Source organism: Pseudoalteromonas sp. CO342X, from assembly GCF_004208915.1.
Classification (GTDB): domain Bacteria; phylum Pseudomonadota; class Gammaproteobacteria; order Enterobacterales; family Alteromonadaceae; genus Pseudoalteromonas; species Pseudoalteromonas maricaloris.
On sequence record NZ_SGPH01000016.1, the window covers coordinates 116,400 to 129,994 of the forward strand.

At 41.5% G+C, this 13,595-nt stretch carries 15 protein-coding genes and 2 tRNA genes; 7 read left to right on the top strand and 10 right to left on the bottom strand.

Annotated features, from left to right (window positions below; genetic code table 11):
* Positions 1-30: 30 nt before the first annotated feature.
* Positions 31-867 carry a hypothetical protein gene (locus tag EXT47_RS07545; protein WP_130126221.1) on the bottom strand — a complete coding sequence of 279 codons (837 nt, stop codon included), beginning with the start codon at positions 865-867 and terminating at the stop codon, positions 31-33.
* A gap of 134 nt (positions 868-1,001) precedes the next feature.
* On the opposite strand from EXT47_RS07545, the gene EXT47_RS07550 reads away from it, so the two are divergent.
* Genes EXT47_RS07550 through EXT47_RS07560 form a run of 3 tightly spaced genes read left to right on the top strand, consistent with a single transcriptional unit; the run spans position 1,002 to position 2,836 of the window.
* Positions 1,002-1,391 (top strand): hypothetical protein, encoded by a 390-nt coding sequence (locus EXT47_RS07550; protein ID WP_130126222.1) that lies wholly within the window; start codon positions 1,002-1,004, stop codon positions 1,389-1,391.
* Positions 1,373-2,365 carry an NAD(P)H-quinone oxidoreductase gene (locus EXT47_RS07555; RefSeq protein ID WP_130126223.1) on the top strand — a complete coding sequence of 331 codons (993 nt, stop codon included), beginning with the start codon at positions 1,373-1,375 and terminating at the stop codon, positions 2,363-2,365. Before EXT47_RS07550 ends, EXT47_RS07555 begins: the two co-directional genes overlap by 19 nt.
* 57 nt (positions 2,366-2,422) lie before the next feature.
* Positions 2,423-2,836 carry a GNAT family N-acetyltransferase gene (locus tag EXT47_RS07560; protein WP_130126224.1) on the top strand — a complete coding sequence of 138 codons (414 nt, stop codon included), beginning with the start codon at positions 2,423-2,425 and terminating at the stop codon, positions 2,834-2,836.
* A gap of 21 nt (positions 2,837-2,857) precedes the next feature.
* On the opposite strand, the gene opgC is transcribed toward EXT47_RS07560, so the two are convergent.
* From opgC to EXT47_RS07585, 5 genes are all read right to left on the bottom strand, one after another.
* Positions 2,858-3,958: an OpgC domain-containing protein gene (gene opgC, locus EXT47_RS07565; protein ID WP_130126225.1), complete on the bottom strand. Its 1,101-nt coding sequence runs from the start codon at positions 3,956-3,958 to the stop codon at positions 2,858-2,860.
* Between the two features lie 250 nt (positions 3,959-4,208).
* Positions 4,209-4,285 (bottom strand) — tRNA-Val (locus EXT47_RS07570).
* 11 nt (positions 4,286-4,296) lie between these two features.
* Positions 4,297-4,373 (bottom strand) — tRNA-Val (locus EXT47_RS07575).
* A gap of 124 nt (positions 4,374-4,497) precedes the next feature.
* Positions 4,498-5,493 (bottom strand): DUF3080 family protein, encoded by a 996-nt coding sequence (locus EXT47_RS07580; RefSeq protein ID WP_130126226.1) that lies wholly within the window; start codon positions 5,491-5,493, stop codon positions 4,498-4,500.
* Positions 5,468-6,826, bottom strand: coding sequence for an MATE family efflux transporter (locus EXT47_RS07585; RefSeq protein WP_130126227.1), 1,359 nt, complete (start codon positions 6,824-6,826; stop codon positions 5,468-5,470). Before EXT47_RS07585 ends, EXT47_RS07580 begins: the two co-directional genes overlap by 26 nt.
* A 175-nt stretch (positions 6,827-7,001) precedes the next feature.
* Here EXT47_RS07585 and EXT47_RS07590 point away from each other — a divergent pair, with 175 nt between their 5' ends.
* Positions 7,002-7,643, top strand: coding sequence for a riboflavin synthase (locus tag EXT47_RS07590; protein ID WP_039495702.1), 642 nt, complete (start codon positions 7,002-7,004; stop codon positions 7,641-7,643).
* 124 nt (positions 7,644-7,767) lie between these two features.
* Here the strand turns inward: EXT47_RS07590 and EXT47_RS07595 are convergent, their stop codons facing one another.
* Positions 7,768-7,971: a CPXCG motif-containing cysteine-rich protein gene (locus EXT47_RS07595; protein WP_039495704.1), complete on the bottom strand. Its 204-nt coding sequence runs from the start codon at positions 7,969-7,971 to the stop codon at positions 7,768-7,770.
* A 70-nt stretch (positions 7,972-8,041) separates the two neighbouring features.
* Entirely contained in the window at positions 8,042-8,896 is an 855-nt protein-coding gene (locus tag EXT47_RS07600; protein WP_039495706.1) for a fructosamine kinase family protein, read from the bottom strand.
* Between the two features lie 125 nt (positions 8,897-9,021).
* Between EXT47_RS07600 and EXT47_RS07605 the strand changes: the two genes are divergently transcribed.
* Positions 9,022-9,714 carry a DUF445 domain-containing protein gene (locus tag EXT47_RS07605; protein ID WP_130126228.1) on the top strand — a complete coding sequence of 231 codons (693 nt, stop codon included), beginning with the start codon at positions 9,022-9,024 and terminating at the stop codon, positions 9,712-9,714.
* A gap of 71 nt (positions 9,715-9,785) precedes the next feature.
* Here EXT47_RS07605 and EXT47_RS07610 read toward each other — a convergent pair whose 3' ends face one another.
* Positions 9,786-10,130: a DUF3718 domain-containing protein gene (locus tag EXT47_RS07610; protein ID WP_039495709.1), complete on the bottom strand. Its 345-nt coding sequence runs from the start codon at positions 10,128-10,130 to the stop codon at positions 9,786-9,788.
* Between the two features lie 452 nt (positions 10,131-10,582).
* Here EXT47_RS07610 and EXT47_RS07615 point away from each other — a divergent pair, with 452 nt between their 5' ends.
* Both EXT47_RS07615 and EXT47_RS07620 read left to right on the top strand, forming a co-directional pair.
* Entirely contained in the window at positions 10,583-11,965 is a 1,383-nt protein-coding gene (locus EXT47_RS07615) for an amidohydrolase (protein WP_039495710.1), read from the top strand.
* A 12-nt stretch (positions 11,966-11,977) separates the two neighbouring features.
* A complete protein-coding gene (locus EXT47_RS07620) occupies positions 11,978-13,207 on the top strand; it encodes an amidohydrolase family protein (protein WP_039495711.1) in 1,230 nt (409 codons plus the stop codon).
* A 53-nt stretch (positions 13,208-13,260) separates the two neighbouring features.
* Here EXT47_RS07620 and EXT47_RS07625 read toward each other — a convergent pair whose 3' ends face one another.
* A complete protein-coding gene (locus tag EXT47_RS07625) occupies positions 13,261-13,590 on the bottom strand; it encodes a TusE/DsrC/DsvC family sulfur relay protein (RefSeq protein ID WP_039495713.1) in 330 nt (109 codons plus the stop codon).
* Positions 13,591-13,595: the final 5 nt, after the last annotated feature.

Here is a 13,595-nt window from a genome sequence, read left to right on the forward strand (position 1 = left end):
AGTGACCGTTCAAGGATGCCATAAAACACTTTATCTTAATGGCTGCAGACTGTAGATTTGAGTTTTACTTAAGTTAGGGAAATCCTCCCGCTGCTTATAGTTAGCATATAGATTGGAAAATATGGTGGTTTTGGATAGTTTATCTAGGCTCGCAATAAATAAACGTCCACTGTTTTTGTCTCCCGATATTACACTGTTTTTACAGCACTGCTGAAATAAGGAAATAAGCGTTCTGATAGTATTCTTGTTGCCCATATCCTGTAGTGCAATTTCTGCTTCTATAAAGAATGCAACTCCACTCCAATAGACTCTTTGTTGCGCGTTTAATGACCACATATGTTCGCTCACTCTTTTAAGTGACCCTTTATTCATTAGCGTATTTTTTGCGCCTCGGCTGAGCCCTGAAATTAATCTTGTATGAAACTCCCCAACATTAAAAATATTGTTCTCTAGCATAATGACATTTTGTAAATAGGTAGCAAGTCCCTCTGCAAGCCAGAAATCTGAGTGGTCAAGCAAAGGATGATAAAGGTGAGCAATTTCATGGTACAAGGTCCAATCTTTAATCAGCACTAGGCTTGAGGTAAATCGTTTGATTTGGAGTAGAATAGCATCGGGTTCGCCACGTTGAACCGTACCCCATGGCACTGGCTCAGATGCGAATAAGTTCGGTTCAATAATAAATGGAAGCGTCTGCTGTTGTAGTGCTCCCAAGGTATGCTCTGTTGTTTCAACACCGCGCTTTGGCCAAGTTTCCACATGTTGTTTATCGCTGCTACTTATCCAGCCCTTATATTCGATTTCAATTTCGGCTGCCTGTGTAGATACAATTAAATTGAACGACAGTATTAGCATTAATAATTTCATTATTTTCTCTACAAGGGTTACTTCGTAAGTAGACCTGAGAACGCATTATTTCATTCTTGATGTTGAGATTATCTCAACTGACCTGGTTGGGTGATTATGTAAAACTGAGTAAAACAACGTTAAAAGGTAATAAGATGAAAGTCACCGCACTTAGTTTATTGTTATTGAGTCCTGTTGCTTTGGCAAACCCACTTTTAGGTACTTGGGAGTTTGTTGAGGGAAAATATGCCACCCCAGATGGCATTGTATCAGCGCAAGCGCCGAGCTTGACGTCGATAAAGTTAATTACTGAGGCTCACCACAGCTACATTACGCAAAGCGAAGGAAAGTTTAAATACGCTGGTGGGGGGAGTTACAAAATAGAGGGAGATAGATTTATTGAAACCTATGAATATGGAAATGTTACTACCTTACTCGGTCGAACGATGTCATTCAGCTACAAGATTGATGGTAATTTATGGCATCATGAACTGTATGAAGATGGTAAGTTCGTCGAGAAGGAAGTATGGAAAAAAGTTCAGTGATCCCAAAGAAGATGCGTTATATCAGTCACGCATCTTCTCAGCTTCAAATCCAGTACACCGAAACACCAACATTGAGTGCAAAGCAAGTGCTAATCAAAGTGCATGCGTTTGGGGTTAATAGAGCTGACATTTTGCAAAAACAAGGGAGATACCCTGCACCTGAAGGCGATAGTGAGATATTGGGTCTGGAAGTGTCTGGAACGATAGTTCAAGTGGCGTCTCCTGAGTTTGAACATTTACTTGGTGATCAAGTGTTCTGTTTAACCTCTGGAGGCGGCTATGCTGAGTACGTGGTTGCACAAAGTGAATTACTCATGCCGTTAACCGAAGGCTTGTCATTGAGCTATGCGGCAGGCTTAGCAGAAGTATATCTTACGGCCTATGATGCGATTGTGCGAACTGGGCAGCTAAATTCTAATGGGGTTTTACTATGCCATGGCGGAGCTTCGGGTGTTGGCAGTGCTGCCATAAGGATTGCAAAAAGGCTAGGTGCAACGGTCATTACGACCCAAAGTAGCAAGGAAAAGGCCGAGTACGCAAAGTCTCTGGGTGCAGATCACACTATTAATTATTTAGACTGTGATTTTGCTGAAGAAATGAAAAAACTTGGTTTGAAAGCAAATATCATTGTTGATCCAGTCGGTGGTGAATACCTCAGAGCGAACCTAAGAGTTGCAGCAATGGATTGTCACTGTGTGATGCTCGCTATGCTAGGTGGAAGATATACAGAACTAGACTTTGCCAAGTTACTCGCGAAAAGGTTTAACTTGCACGGAAGTACGTTAAGAAATCGCTCTTTGGACTATAAAAGGGAATTAGTGAAAGATTTTCTGAATGAGTTTGGCTCGGACCTGTCGGATAAGACGATGAAGATACCAATATATAAGGAGTTATATTGGGATGAAATTGAGCAAGCCCACGATATTCTCGAACACAACCAGAACCTCGGGAAGGTGATAGTTAGAGTTAGTTGACTGTTTATTTATACAGTTGTTGTTCTATCACTCTTAGTGATTAGAGGAGTGAATATTTTGACGTTCAAAATTGAAGAGAAAGTACCTTGCCCTGAGGAATATTGTGATTTGCGAATAGCCTCTGGATTATCTGCAAAATCTCTAGAAGCAGCCACAAGGGGACTACCTAACTCATTATACGGGGTTGCAATTCGACATAACGAACAACTTGTGGCGATGGGCCGGGTGGTTGGAGACGGAGGTTGTAATTTTGAGGTTGTCGATGTTGCTGTCAATCCGCTTTATCAAGGGCAGGGATTAGGGCGTACAGTAATGGAATATGTTGATGGTTACTTAGCAACAAATGTTTTGCCGGGCTCTTATGTTTCAATGATTGCGGACGAGCCTGCTTTTTATAAAAAACTGGGTTACCGCCTTGTATCTCCAGCGAGTCAAGGAATGACAAAGAAGTTCACAGTGGATAAAGACTGAATCTTCCCAAACACTACGCATTTACGCTGCCTTGCTCTGTACTCCAAGTTGGTTTCTTCGATTGCTGGAACGCCATATTTGGTCAAGTCTTGCAGGTATCGCAAGTAACCCAATGAAAAATATGCAGATGAGTAAATCCCAATACCAAGTTTGCGTTGTGTAAGTCTGGCTCCAAGGCTGCAGAAAATAAATGACTACGGTATGGAAAGCAAATACGGGTAACGCATGTTGCCCTAAAAATACGGGATACTTCAGCGTAAAGAGCCTCGGTATACGTCGGTTTAATAACATAAACAGGTAAACGGCTAATAATAAACTCAATTGATAAACTACCGAGGCGTTACCACTTCCTAAGAGATACGGCTCCATCAGTGCTGGAAACCAATATTTAGTAATAAACAGAGCGGTGATACATGTGAGCAAGCATATCCGTACGGCAATGGGAAAATCAAAAGAATAGCCTTTATGGTGTTTTAGGTAGCTTAGAATAAAACCCATATAAAAGTATATTTGCCACGCTAAAGGGTCAAAGTAGCTCACATTGATTGTGATATCGGAAAATATAACGTTAAATGGACCAGCTAAAGGCTGAATTGTGACGTGTTGCGATAAAAGCCATATAAGGACAGAAGATGTTGCGACTAACCAAAGTTGGCCACGATTTATAGCAAGTATTGCAAAAGGCAGAAATATCATTGGCACAAGATATAAGATAAGTATGTCATGATAACCTGGGTGTTCAAGCAATAAAATAGCCGAAATATAACTTTGAAAGGGGTTGTTGAACCAATTTTCTGCATTAAAAAAACCTGTCCACTGTTGGATATAAAACGGAAATATCCAAACGAATATGAAACTGATGGTAATGGCTGTAATATGAAATCCATATATGGTTAAACAGCGCTGCCATGCTTTGCGTTGAAGCTGTGTTTTATTACTGCTTAGCCTTCCGTAGACAAGATATGCGACAAATCCAGACAAGAATACGAAACCCTCAGCCGCTGTTACAAAACCTAAGGGTGCTCTAGTGAGTTGAGGGACGAAGTGACCATATAAATGGTTACAGGCAATAATAATTAGCAGCCAGCCACGTAGGCCATCGTATGCTAAATTCCTTTTCACTGTTCCTACCCCAAAGCCTGAAGGTTAATCTACTACTCTGTACCTTTTTTACTTATCATGCTAATGAAATAATTTAATATAGACCTGATTATAGTGGAGAAAGTGCTATCTTTTTCGACTTTAGTTGAATTATAAAGATTTAAAATTGGTACAACCGAGTGGATCCGAATTATCGACTCTTTGCGCGGGTTATAACGAGTAGGCAATGCTTTTTCTTTTTGGATTTAACTAGATAGTAAATATTGTAGAGTGGTACAACCGAGTGGATTCGAACCACCGACCCCTACCATGTCAAGGTAGTGCTCTAACCAACTGAGCTACGGTTGTATTATAAGATTTGGTACGACCGAGTGGATTCGAACCACCGACCCCTACCATGTCAAGGTAGTGCTCTAACCAACTGAGCTACGGTCGTACAATAACATTTTCGTATTAATTGTTTTCAGGTCTGTGCCTGTCAACGCGTTGTAATATATAGTGACTCAGCTAACGGATCAAGCGGCTTTCAGTAATTTTTTGATTGTTTGCCTTTTTTTTGTTCATACTGGAGGGATTTCACACAGCTCGTAAAATTTTTGCCACCATTTTACGTGTGCTTTCGCAGAATCTTTAAGGTTATCCAAGTGTTGTTGAAGCGTGAGCGGGTCGACAACGTTATTATTTTGATACAATAGGTGGATAGGTTGCCAGGCTGAGATCAACTCTTCCATAGAAAGAGAGAGCATCGCCTGATAAGGCTGAAGAATGGATAAATAATATTTGTTGAAGATATTGTTTATGATCTCTGCCTGCTTTTTATTTCCGCCACTTTTGCAAAGGCCATCTCTCAGCCTAAGTTGTTGTAATTGGCTTGTAGTCGCATTATTCAGCTGAGTCTGTTTACGAACGCTCGTCACCAAAGATGAGATAAATCGCTGAGAAAGCACTTTTATAGCGGGTGTGAGTGTAGTTGGACTGAGATTTTCTGGCGTATCCATGTTTATTACTAGCTCTGCAAGCTCGTTAACGGCCTCTAGCATGTTGCTGTGGGCTGCTGGCAGCTCTAGCGGCACCTCTTCAGCGAGTAACAAACTCAAACTTGCCAATTCTCTTTCAAATGTCATCATATGAAGAAAGTAACGTGGAAGCTGTTGTTTCTTTTCCTGAACTGCTTGAGTTAATGTTTGTTGCAGCTCGTCGCTTGTGTTTGGGTGCTGAATGCAGTGAGGCGCTTGTTGGATAAATAAGATGTTGTATTTCAAGCGTTCGCTTGGGTAACTAACTTTCCCTAATTGATTATTGTGCGCAGCGACGAGATTTGTGACTTTGCAGTGTCCAGCGGTCACGATGTCTAACATAGAGATAGTTAGCTCACTTGTCGGCAATGGTACTTTTTGTACCTCCGGATTGTAAAGTGGTGCTGTGTGTACCACCTCTATGTCAGTCGCGCTCGCCAAACGTTGTTGATATTCAACAGCAATATCGCTCGGCTGCTTGCTGCAGCCGACCAAAGTAGAAAGTATTAGCGTACTAGCTATTCGCTTGATTAATCTCAAATTTCACCCGTTTGTTTACGCATGTCACCAATAATACTGCCGCCGTACTCAAGCCAATAATGATACCAATCCAAAAGCCTTGAGGACCCATCGCAGGCGTTATTAAATCGGTCTTTGCTAATACATAGCCTAACGAAAACCCAATTAGCCAATATGATACAAAGGTAACCCAAGATATTGGTTTAGTATATTTGAGCCCCCTTAACACACCATTTGCTGAGACTTGTAATGCATCGGGTAATTGATATAAACAAGCCAGTACCATAATGCTGGTTGCAAGAGCGGCTACTTCAGTATTGTTGGTATAGAGCCAAACAATCCGATCTCTTCCTATATACGTAATGAGTGCGACAAATAGTGCAATTAAGGTGGCCAAAAGAAACGCGGTATTCACTGAAAGTTTGAGTTGGTTTAAGGCTCCTTGTCCAGTTAGATTACCGATCCGTATTGCAATAGCCATCGACAAACTTAAAGGCATCATAAACAGCATAGTAGTGACGCTGGCAGCAATTTGGTGACCAGATACGGAAATAGGACCTAGATCTGCAATAAATAAAGGAATGCACGCGAATAGCGTAACTTCAAAGAAGGTTGCCAATGCAATTGGAAAGCCAAGTGCTGCAACATATTTCATCATAGATAGACTTGGTTTAGTAAAACCGCTGATTAGGGCCTTTCCATCTATGTGTTTACTCTTCAAGCTATATACCCACTGTGCAATTGCCATTGACCAAAGCACGATAGATGTAGCGAGGCCACAGCCCGCACTACCAAGCGCTGGCGCACCAAATTTACCATAGATAAAAATATAGTTAGCAACGACATTGATACAAAGACCAACAATGCTGATGTAAAAAGCAGGCTTTGTTTGCCCAACCCCTTCGGTGACATTGCGGTATACCGTGAAGATCAAAAAGCCCAATAGACCCCATTTCACAAAATCAATATAGCCTTGAGCGAGGGTCTGAACATTCTCACTTGCTCCTATATTTGAAAAAACCATAGAAGTAAAGTTCGCTAAAACCAAACCAACGGTAAAAAGCGCTAAAGCAAGATACAAGCTTTGCTGGAAAAATCGTTTGATCCCTGCGGTGTCATTAGCACCATGGCAATGCGCAACAATACTCGTAAGTGCAAGTAAGATCCCTTGTAAACTAAAAATCAAAGGGTTCCAAACACCCGTAGCAATAGAAAGAGCAGCTAAGTCTTCAGCACTGACTTGACCTGCCATCATCGTATCAACGACGGTCATTAAGACTAAAGTAACTTGAGCGAGAAAAACGGGGATCGCAAGTTGAAGCAAGCGTCTGGCTTCCCAAGTTGAAAAATTCATGGTGAGATACTACTTAAGGCGTAAAAACGTTAGTTTATTTTAGTGCTTTGTTTTAAGCAAAATTTTGCGGCTAGCAGTCGCAACTATTTTTATCTAGTTGGATATTCAATATAAATTAAGTACATCTCTTATTGCGATTTCGCTACAATCTCAAGGATAAACTAAGAGGGTAGATATGTTTACAGGAATTGTTCAAACAAAAGCGACGGTGGTGTCGGCAAAGCAGGTCGATAATATTTTAAAATTAGTTATTTCTGTTGGTGCTGAATACCTCGATAAGCTGACCTTGGGTGCGAGTATCGCAATTAACGGATGTTGCCTAACTGTGGTGCACTTCGAACAGCCAGAAAATGACGTGGTAGGACAAGTTTGCTTTGATGTGATTGATGAAACATTGAGACTCACTAATCTAGGTGAGGTACAAAGAGGGTCGCAGGTAAATTTTGAACGCTCGATGACATTTGGTACAGAACTCGGCGGACATATAATTTCAGGTCATATTCAAACAAGCGCGAATATCAGTGAAATACATCACAACGAAGGTAATTGTAGGATGCATGTAGCCTTGCCAGAAGTGTGGCATAAGTATGTTATGTACAAAGGCTTTATCGCGGTAAACGGTGCGAGCTTGACTGTGGGGGAGCTTGATCATACCGGCTTTTGGTTACACCTAATACCTGAAACGCTGACGCTTACCAATTTGGGTATAATGCGTGTGGGAGATACTGTGAATATTGAGATTGACCAACAAACCTATACGATTATTAATACCGTTGAAAACTACATGAAAAAGCAAACTCTATTGAAGCACAACTAGTACCTTGCCCGAGTAATACCCTTTACGTCTATCTGTAGGCACCAAAAGTACAGGCTGATGTTGTGCCAACCTGATAAGCAGCTCGCAAATGAGCTGCCCTTTATCTATAGCACTTCTGCTTTGGTTAAAACACTTGCTCGTCGTCGCTATCAACCCTAAGCTCAAGCTTATTGTGCAGTTGGTCTAAGTGCATATTTAGGTGTATTGGATTGCAACAAGCAGCACAGTCTTCGTAGTAGTCCTGATCGCCTTCACTCGCATCAAGATTGACAAAAATATGATGTCCACAATGCGGACATTCAATACGTTGTTGATATAGGTTTTTCATTGGCCCTCCACCTGAATTGGCCAAACTAAATACCTTTTAACTATAGCGCATTGTGACGAAAATATGGCAGTTATTTGAGCAGGGCTTGTACTTGTTCAGCCGCGTCCCGTATGTACTTGCCAGCAAACAAGTTTGCTTGCACTAAAAGAGGATATAAGCGATAAATGTCTAATCGCTCATGTGCATTTTCTGCGAGTGGATAGATAGACTCGTAACCACGATAGAAGTCATCTGGCAGCGGAGCGAATAACGAAGCCATAGCAATATCAACTTCTCTATCACCGTAATAGCAAGCTGGGGAAAATAGCACGGGTTTTTGATGGCTAAAGCCAATGTTACCATGCCAAAAATTACCATGAACCAGAGACGGTTGAACTTGGTGCGGAAGGAGTGGCTTAAGCTGCTCCACAAACGTATCAATATCAGTGAGGGTAATCCCTTTTTCAGCAAGCAATTGCAGTTGCCAACCAATTCTTTCCTCAGCAAAAAAAACTTCCCATTTTTTGTGCCATTGATTTGGTTGCGGAAGCTCATGAATATAATTATCTTCTTCTAGGCCGTACATTTCCTGTTCATGACGTTGGTGCATTTTAGCAAGGCTTTGACCGCACTCAAGCCAGTTTTCATTGCGATGATCAAGTTCTAACCATTCCAGCACAATAAAGCAGAACTCAACACTCGTACCTAGGGTAATTGTATCGGCCACAAGGAAATCAGAGTCGCGAATAAGCTTTTCACGATTAGATGCTTCACATTCAAATCGCTCTAAAGCCTGAATTGGAGCAACTTTGACCAAAAATTGATGGGTATCGTCTGCAATCTTATAAAGTTTTTTAGACCCATAACTTTTTAAGGTTTGCTTTGAAGTAAACTCAAAAGTGTCATGGAGAGATTCAGAGATTTGTTGGTTGACTTTGTTCCACATAAGTTAGATCCAACATATTCACTTACTCTAAAATATGGTTGAAATTCTCAAGATCACAAATACTTGAGGCCTTTTTCTAAAAAAAATAAAATATCGCGTCTGTCATTTTATCCAAGGGAAGTACATTGAATAAAAATATCATCACCAATTTACTCGCGATACTGCTAACAGGTACTGGCTTCGCACTAGAAAACGACGTGTTGTTTTCGGTTGGATTGTTTGCTCTATCTGGTGCTCTGACGAATTGGTTAGCAGTACATATGTTATTTGAGAAAGTGCCTTTCCTCTATGGTTCAGGGATTATTACGCTTAAGTTCGAATCGTTTAAAGAATCGATTCGAGAGCTCATTTTGAGCGAGTTTTTTAGTAAAGAAAAACTAGAAAAATTTCTCGGCAAGGAGCATCCAAAGTTTGACTTGGCGCCGATAGCCAATAAAGTCGATTTAAATCCAGCGTTTGACCGTTTGTTAAGTGTCATTGATGCGTCGCAATTTGGTGCGATGCTGCAGATGTTTGGTGGGACTGAAGCTGTACAACCGCTGCGAGAGCCATTTATTGAGAAAATGCGATTAGCAATAGTTGAGCTCGGTGAACAGCCTGAGTTTGATGCTGCAATTAGTGAGTCGCTTAGTAACGGTCTACTCGGTGATGATTTACATCAAACCATTGAAAAAGCGGTAGATGAGCGACTTAATGAGCTAACGCCGAAAATGGTAAAGGAGATTGTACAAAACATGATTAAGACTCACTTAGGTTGGTTAGTTGTATGGGGAGGCGTCTTTGGGGGTCTATTTGGGTTATTGGCTGCAGTTGTATAGCTGAACAAAGAAAAAGGCGCAGTCAGGGATTGCTACGCCTTGCTTTTTTGTTTACAAACATGTCGACATGGCTACTTTGAACCTGAGACAAAAATGGTCTTTTTATCAAGTTTAGCGATGTCTTTAATACTGGTTTCTACATTACTGTCTACACCAAGGAAGTCCGCAGCCTTATTAAATCCGTAGGTTGCTGCAAATTTGCCGACTGGCATATCATTACAGTGTAGTTTTTCTTCTACAACACGTCTTTTTAGGTGGTTCTCTTTAATGGTGTGGAACAAGTGAATCTTATTGTCTTTGACTACCGACATACAAACTTTAGTCGCTTTACTATTATCCGCAGCAACAAAGTCTGCCGCAGATGCGGTACCTGCGATCAAAAGCGAGGTTGCACATACTAAATTGAACAGTTTCATGGTTAGCTCCTTGGCTATCTCTAGGACACGTTCTTAGTATTACTAAAGTTGCTGCAGAATGCTGTAAATCAAGTAATTCCGAATGTAATAGAGTATGTCAAATGTGTGCAGGCTTTCTATCTATCTGTAAAGTAATAAATTATTTTGTTTCTAAGGATACAAATAGCAAAAACTTTTTTCACTATAAAATACCATTATCGATAATTTAACACTTCATTCTTAGATTTACTTCCTCTTTGTTACTTATGCCACTTGATGTGTCAAAACGTGTCAATATTGACGCTAATTTACATTCAGTTATGGCAACTAAGGCTTTTCTAAATTACTCACTGATGACAACATGCGTTATAATGTTCGGACGTTCGTCGTAATTACTTGTCACTAAAACTCATAATTGCGTAAAGTGCGATGGCATGAGTTAAAGTCACAAAAAAACAATAGAGATGACAAAAATGTATAAATTTGCTCCCTCCCTAGTCGTAGCTGGCATTGCCGCAGCTTTGATGGGCTGTCAGGATAACGGCCCACAAAAAGAAAAAGTTACCATAGAGAAAAACCCATACCCAAGTACCTACAAGCCTGTACCTTCTCAGTCCACCCTAATCACTAATGCTACCGTTTTAACCGGAACGGGTGAAAAAATAGAACAAGGTGATGTATTTATTGTTGACGGTAAAATCAAGCAAGTTGGTAAAGACCTATCTGTCACGGCAGATATTACCATTGATGCTGAAGGCAAATGGGTAACACCTGGCATTATCGATGTGCACTCTCATTTAGGAGCTTACCCCAGCCCAAGTGTAGAATCGCACAGTGATGGCAATGAAATGATTAACCCTAATACTTCTCAAGTATGGGTTGAGCATTCTGTATGGCCGCAAGATCCAGGCTTTAACCGAGCTAGAGAAGGTGGGATCACCACGCTACAAATCTTACCTGGCTCTGCAAACCTATTTGGTGGTCGTGGTGTTACCTTAAAGAATGTGCCGGCACCAACAATGCAGGCAATGAAATTCCCAGATGCGCCATATGGGTTAAAGATGGCATGTGGTGAGAATCCAAAGCGTGTATACGGCTCCAAAGGTGTTGCCCCTTATACTCGTATGGGTAACATGGCAGGATATCGTGAAGCTTGGGTTGAAGCTGGTGAATATAAGCGCGCTTGGGAACAGTACGAAGCCGAATATGCTGCTGGATTGAATCCGGATGCACCAAAACGTGATATCAAGTTCGATACGCTTCGTGGTGTGCTAGATGGTGAAATCTTGATCCATAACCATTGTTATAAAGCAGAAGAAATGGCAATGATGATCGACTTGTCTAAAGAGTTTGGTTATCACGCAGGGACGTTCCACCACGGTATTGAAGCATACAAGATTGCAGATCTGTTAGGTGAAAACGGTAATTGTGCTGCACTGTGGCCAGATTGGTGGGGCTTTAAGATGGAAGCCTATGATATGGTTCAGGAAAATGTAGCAATTGTAGATGCAGTGAAAAACTCATGTGCGATAGTTCATTCTGATTCAGATACCACAATCCAACGCTTGAATCATGAAGCCGCAAAAGTGATGAACACAGCTAACCAGTCTGGCTTTAACATCAACGAGCAGCATGCAATTAAGTGGATCACCTCGAACGCAGCTAAATCGTTAGGCATTCAGGATAAAACTGGATCGCTTGAGCAAGGCAAACAAGCCGATGTAGTAATTTGGAACACCAATCCGTTTAGCGTGTACTCTCGTGCAGAGCAGGTCTTTGTAGATGGCGGTAAAGTCTATGATCGTCACGATGAAAAATATCAAGCGGTTAGTGATTTTATGTTAGGTCAAAAGTAAGGAGTTGATGAGATGAAAACCATGAAACTAACCATGATCACTAGCGCATTGCTAGCTCACTCTGTAGCTTTTGCCAATGTTACCGCAATTACTAATGCAACGATCCATACCGCGACAGATGCGGGCGTACTTGAAGGTGCGACTTTAGTTATCGAGAACGGTAAAATAAAAGCGATTAACCCAGATAACGTGACTGCTGATGTAACGATTGACGCCAGCGGTAAGGTTGTCACTCCAGGCTTTATCGGCTCAATGAACCAGCTTGGTTTAGTTGAAGTCGGTGCTGTTGCTGCTTCTCGTGATGCTGGTGATGACGATGCCGGCGTAGACTTTGACGCAAGCACCGCATTTAATCCACGTAGTAGCTTAATTGCCTATGCAAGAAAAGGCGGTGTAACGCAAAACTTTGTCGCACCTTGGGGTGGTAAAAGTGAGTTTGCAGGGCTTGGTTTTGTTGTTGACTTATCTGGTGAATTTAACAGTGTGACTGACAAGCAAACAGCGTTAATTATTCATCTGGGTGCCAAAAGCAAAGGGTCTCGTGCAAAAGCGTTAGATAACGTTGTTAAAAAGCTTGAGGCACAGCAAGAAAAGCTTGCTAAGAAAGACAAAAAAGACGAGGGAAAACCGAGTTCAGAAGAACAAGTGTTAACTCAAGTGCTTGCGGGTGATATGCCTGTGATTGCAACGCTTTCAAGAGCGTCGGATATTCTTGAAGCGATTAAGCTAAAAGAAAAGTTTGGTTTAGATCTGATTATTCAGGGTGCAGATGATGCGGTAGTGGTCGCTGAGCAATTAGCTGAGGCGAAAGTACCTGTTATTTTGAGTGCGGTATCAAATCTACCAGCTAGCTTTGACTCAATGCATGCAAGTCTAGATAACGCAGGTAAGCTTGAGAAAGCGGGTGTCAATGTCATCCTGTCAATTGGTGGTGACGGTAGTCATAACGTCTACCAGCTACGCTTTGATGCGGGTATTGCTGTAGCAAATGGCATGAGTCATGAAGGCGCACTTAAGGCGGTTACCGCTAACCCCGCGAAAGCACTGGGCATTGATGGCGGTGTGATTGAAGCTGGTAAACGTGCAGACATCGTAATGTGGAGTGCGGATCCTTTCGAATTTAGCACCACAATCGATAAAATCTGGATCAATGGTGAGGAAGTGTCTACTGAGTCACGCCACGATAAACTAAGAGACAGATATACAACAGATTCTGATATGCCTAGAGCGTATACGAAGTAACGTTTTTATACAGGGCCTCATTTGAGGCCTTTTTTAATTCGGTTTGTCCCGTCCTAAATACACTTGGCGGGTTTTGGCAATCCTGCTATTTTTGTTGCTTGTTTAGCTGGGCCTTTTGGAAATAACTTATATAAATAGATGCTATTACCTTTATCCTCACCTAGTGCTTTAGCCATTGCCTTTACCAGCATACGGATCGCGGGGCTGGTGTTGTATTCGAGATAAAAACTTCTCACAAACTCAATGACTTCCCAGTGAGCATCTGAAAGCTCAATGTTTTCCTCTGCGGCTAGAAGCGGTGCTAAGTCTTTAGACCATTGAGTATGGTCTAGCAAATAGCCTTGTTTATCAGTCTCGATAGTTTGGTTGTTAAATTCTAGCATGATGA

What these genes read in the sequence shown, in the direction of transcription:
- EXT47_RS07545 (WP_130126221.1), bottom strand. Translation starts at nt 867, where the DNA reads ATGAAATTATTAATGCTAATACTGTCGTTCAATTTAATTGTATCTACA.
- EXT47_RS07550 (WP_130126222.1), top strand. Translation starts at nt 1,002, where the DNA reads ATGAAAGTCACCGCACTTAGTTTATTGTTATTGAGTCCTGTTGCTTTG.
- EXT47_RS07555 (WP_130126223.1), top strand. Translation starts at nt 1,373, where the DNA reads ATGGAAAAAAGTTCAGTGATCCCAAAGAAGATGCGTTATATCAGTCAC.
- EXT47_RS07585 (WP_130126227.1), bottom strand. Translation starts at nt 6,826, where the DNA reads ATGAATTTTTCAACTTGGGAAGCCAGACGCTTGCTTCAACTTGCGATC.
- EXT47_RS07590 (WP_039495702.1), top strand. Translation starts at nt 7,002, where the DNA reads ATGTTTACAGGAATTGTTCAAACAAAAGCGACGGTGGTGTCGGCAAAG.
- EXT47_RS07595 (WP_039495704.1), bottom strand. Translation starts at nt 7,971, where the DNA reads ATGAAAAACCTATATCAACAACGTATTGAATGTCCGCATTGTGGACAT.
- EXT47_RS07600 (WP_039495706.1), bottom strand. Translation starts at nt 8,896, where the DNA reads ATGTGGAACAAAGTCAACCAACAAATCTCTGAATCTCTCCATGACACT.
- EXT47_RS07610 (WP_039495709.1), bottom strand. Translation starts at nt 10,130, where the DNA reads ATGAAACTGTTCAATTTAGTATGTGCAACCTCGCTTTTGATCGCAGGT.
- EXT47_RS07615 (WP_039495710.1), top strand. Translation starts at nt 10,583, where the DNA reads ATGTATAAATTTGCTCCCTCCCTAGTCGTAGCTGGCATTGCCGCAGCT.
- EXT47_RS07620 (WP_039495711.1), top strand. Translation starts at nt 11,978, where the DNA reads ATGAAAACCATGAAACTAACCATGATCACTAGCGCATTGCTAGCTCAC.
- EXT47_RS07625 (WP_039495713.1), bottom strand. Translation starts at nt 13,590, where the DNA reads ATGCTAGAATTTAACAACCAAACTATCGAGACTGATAAACAAGGCTAT.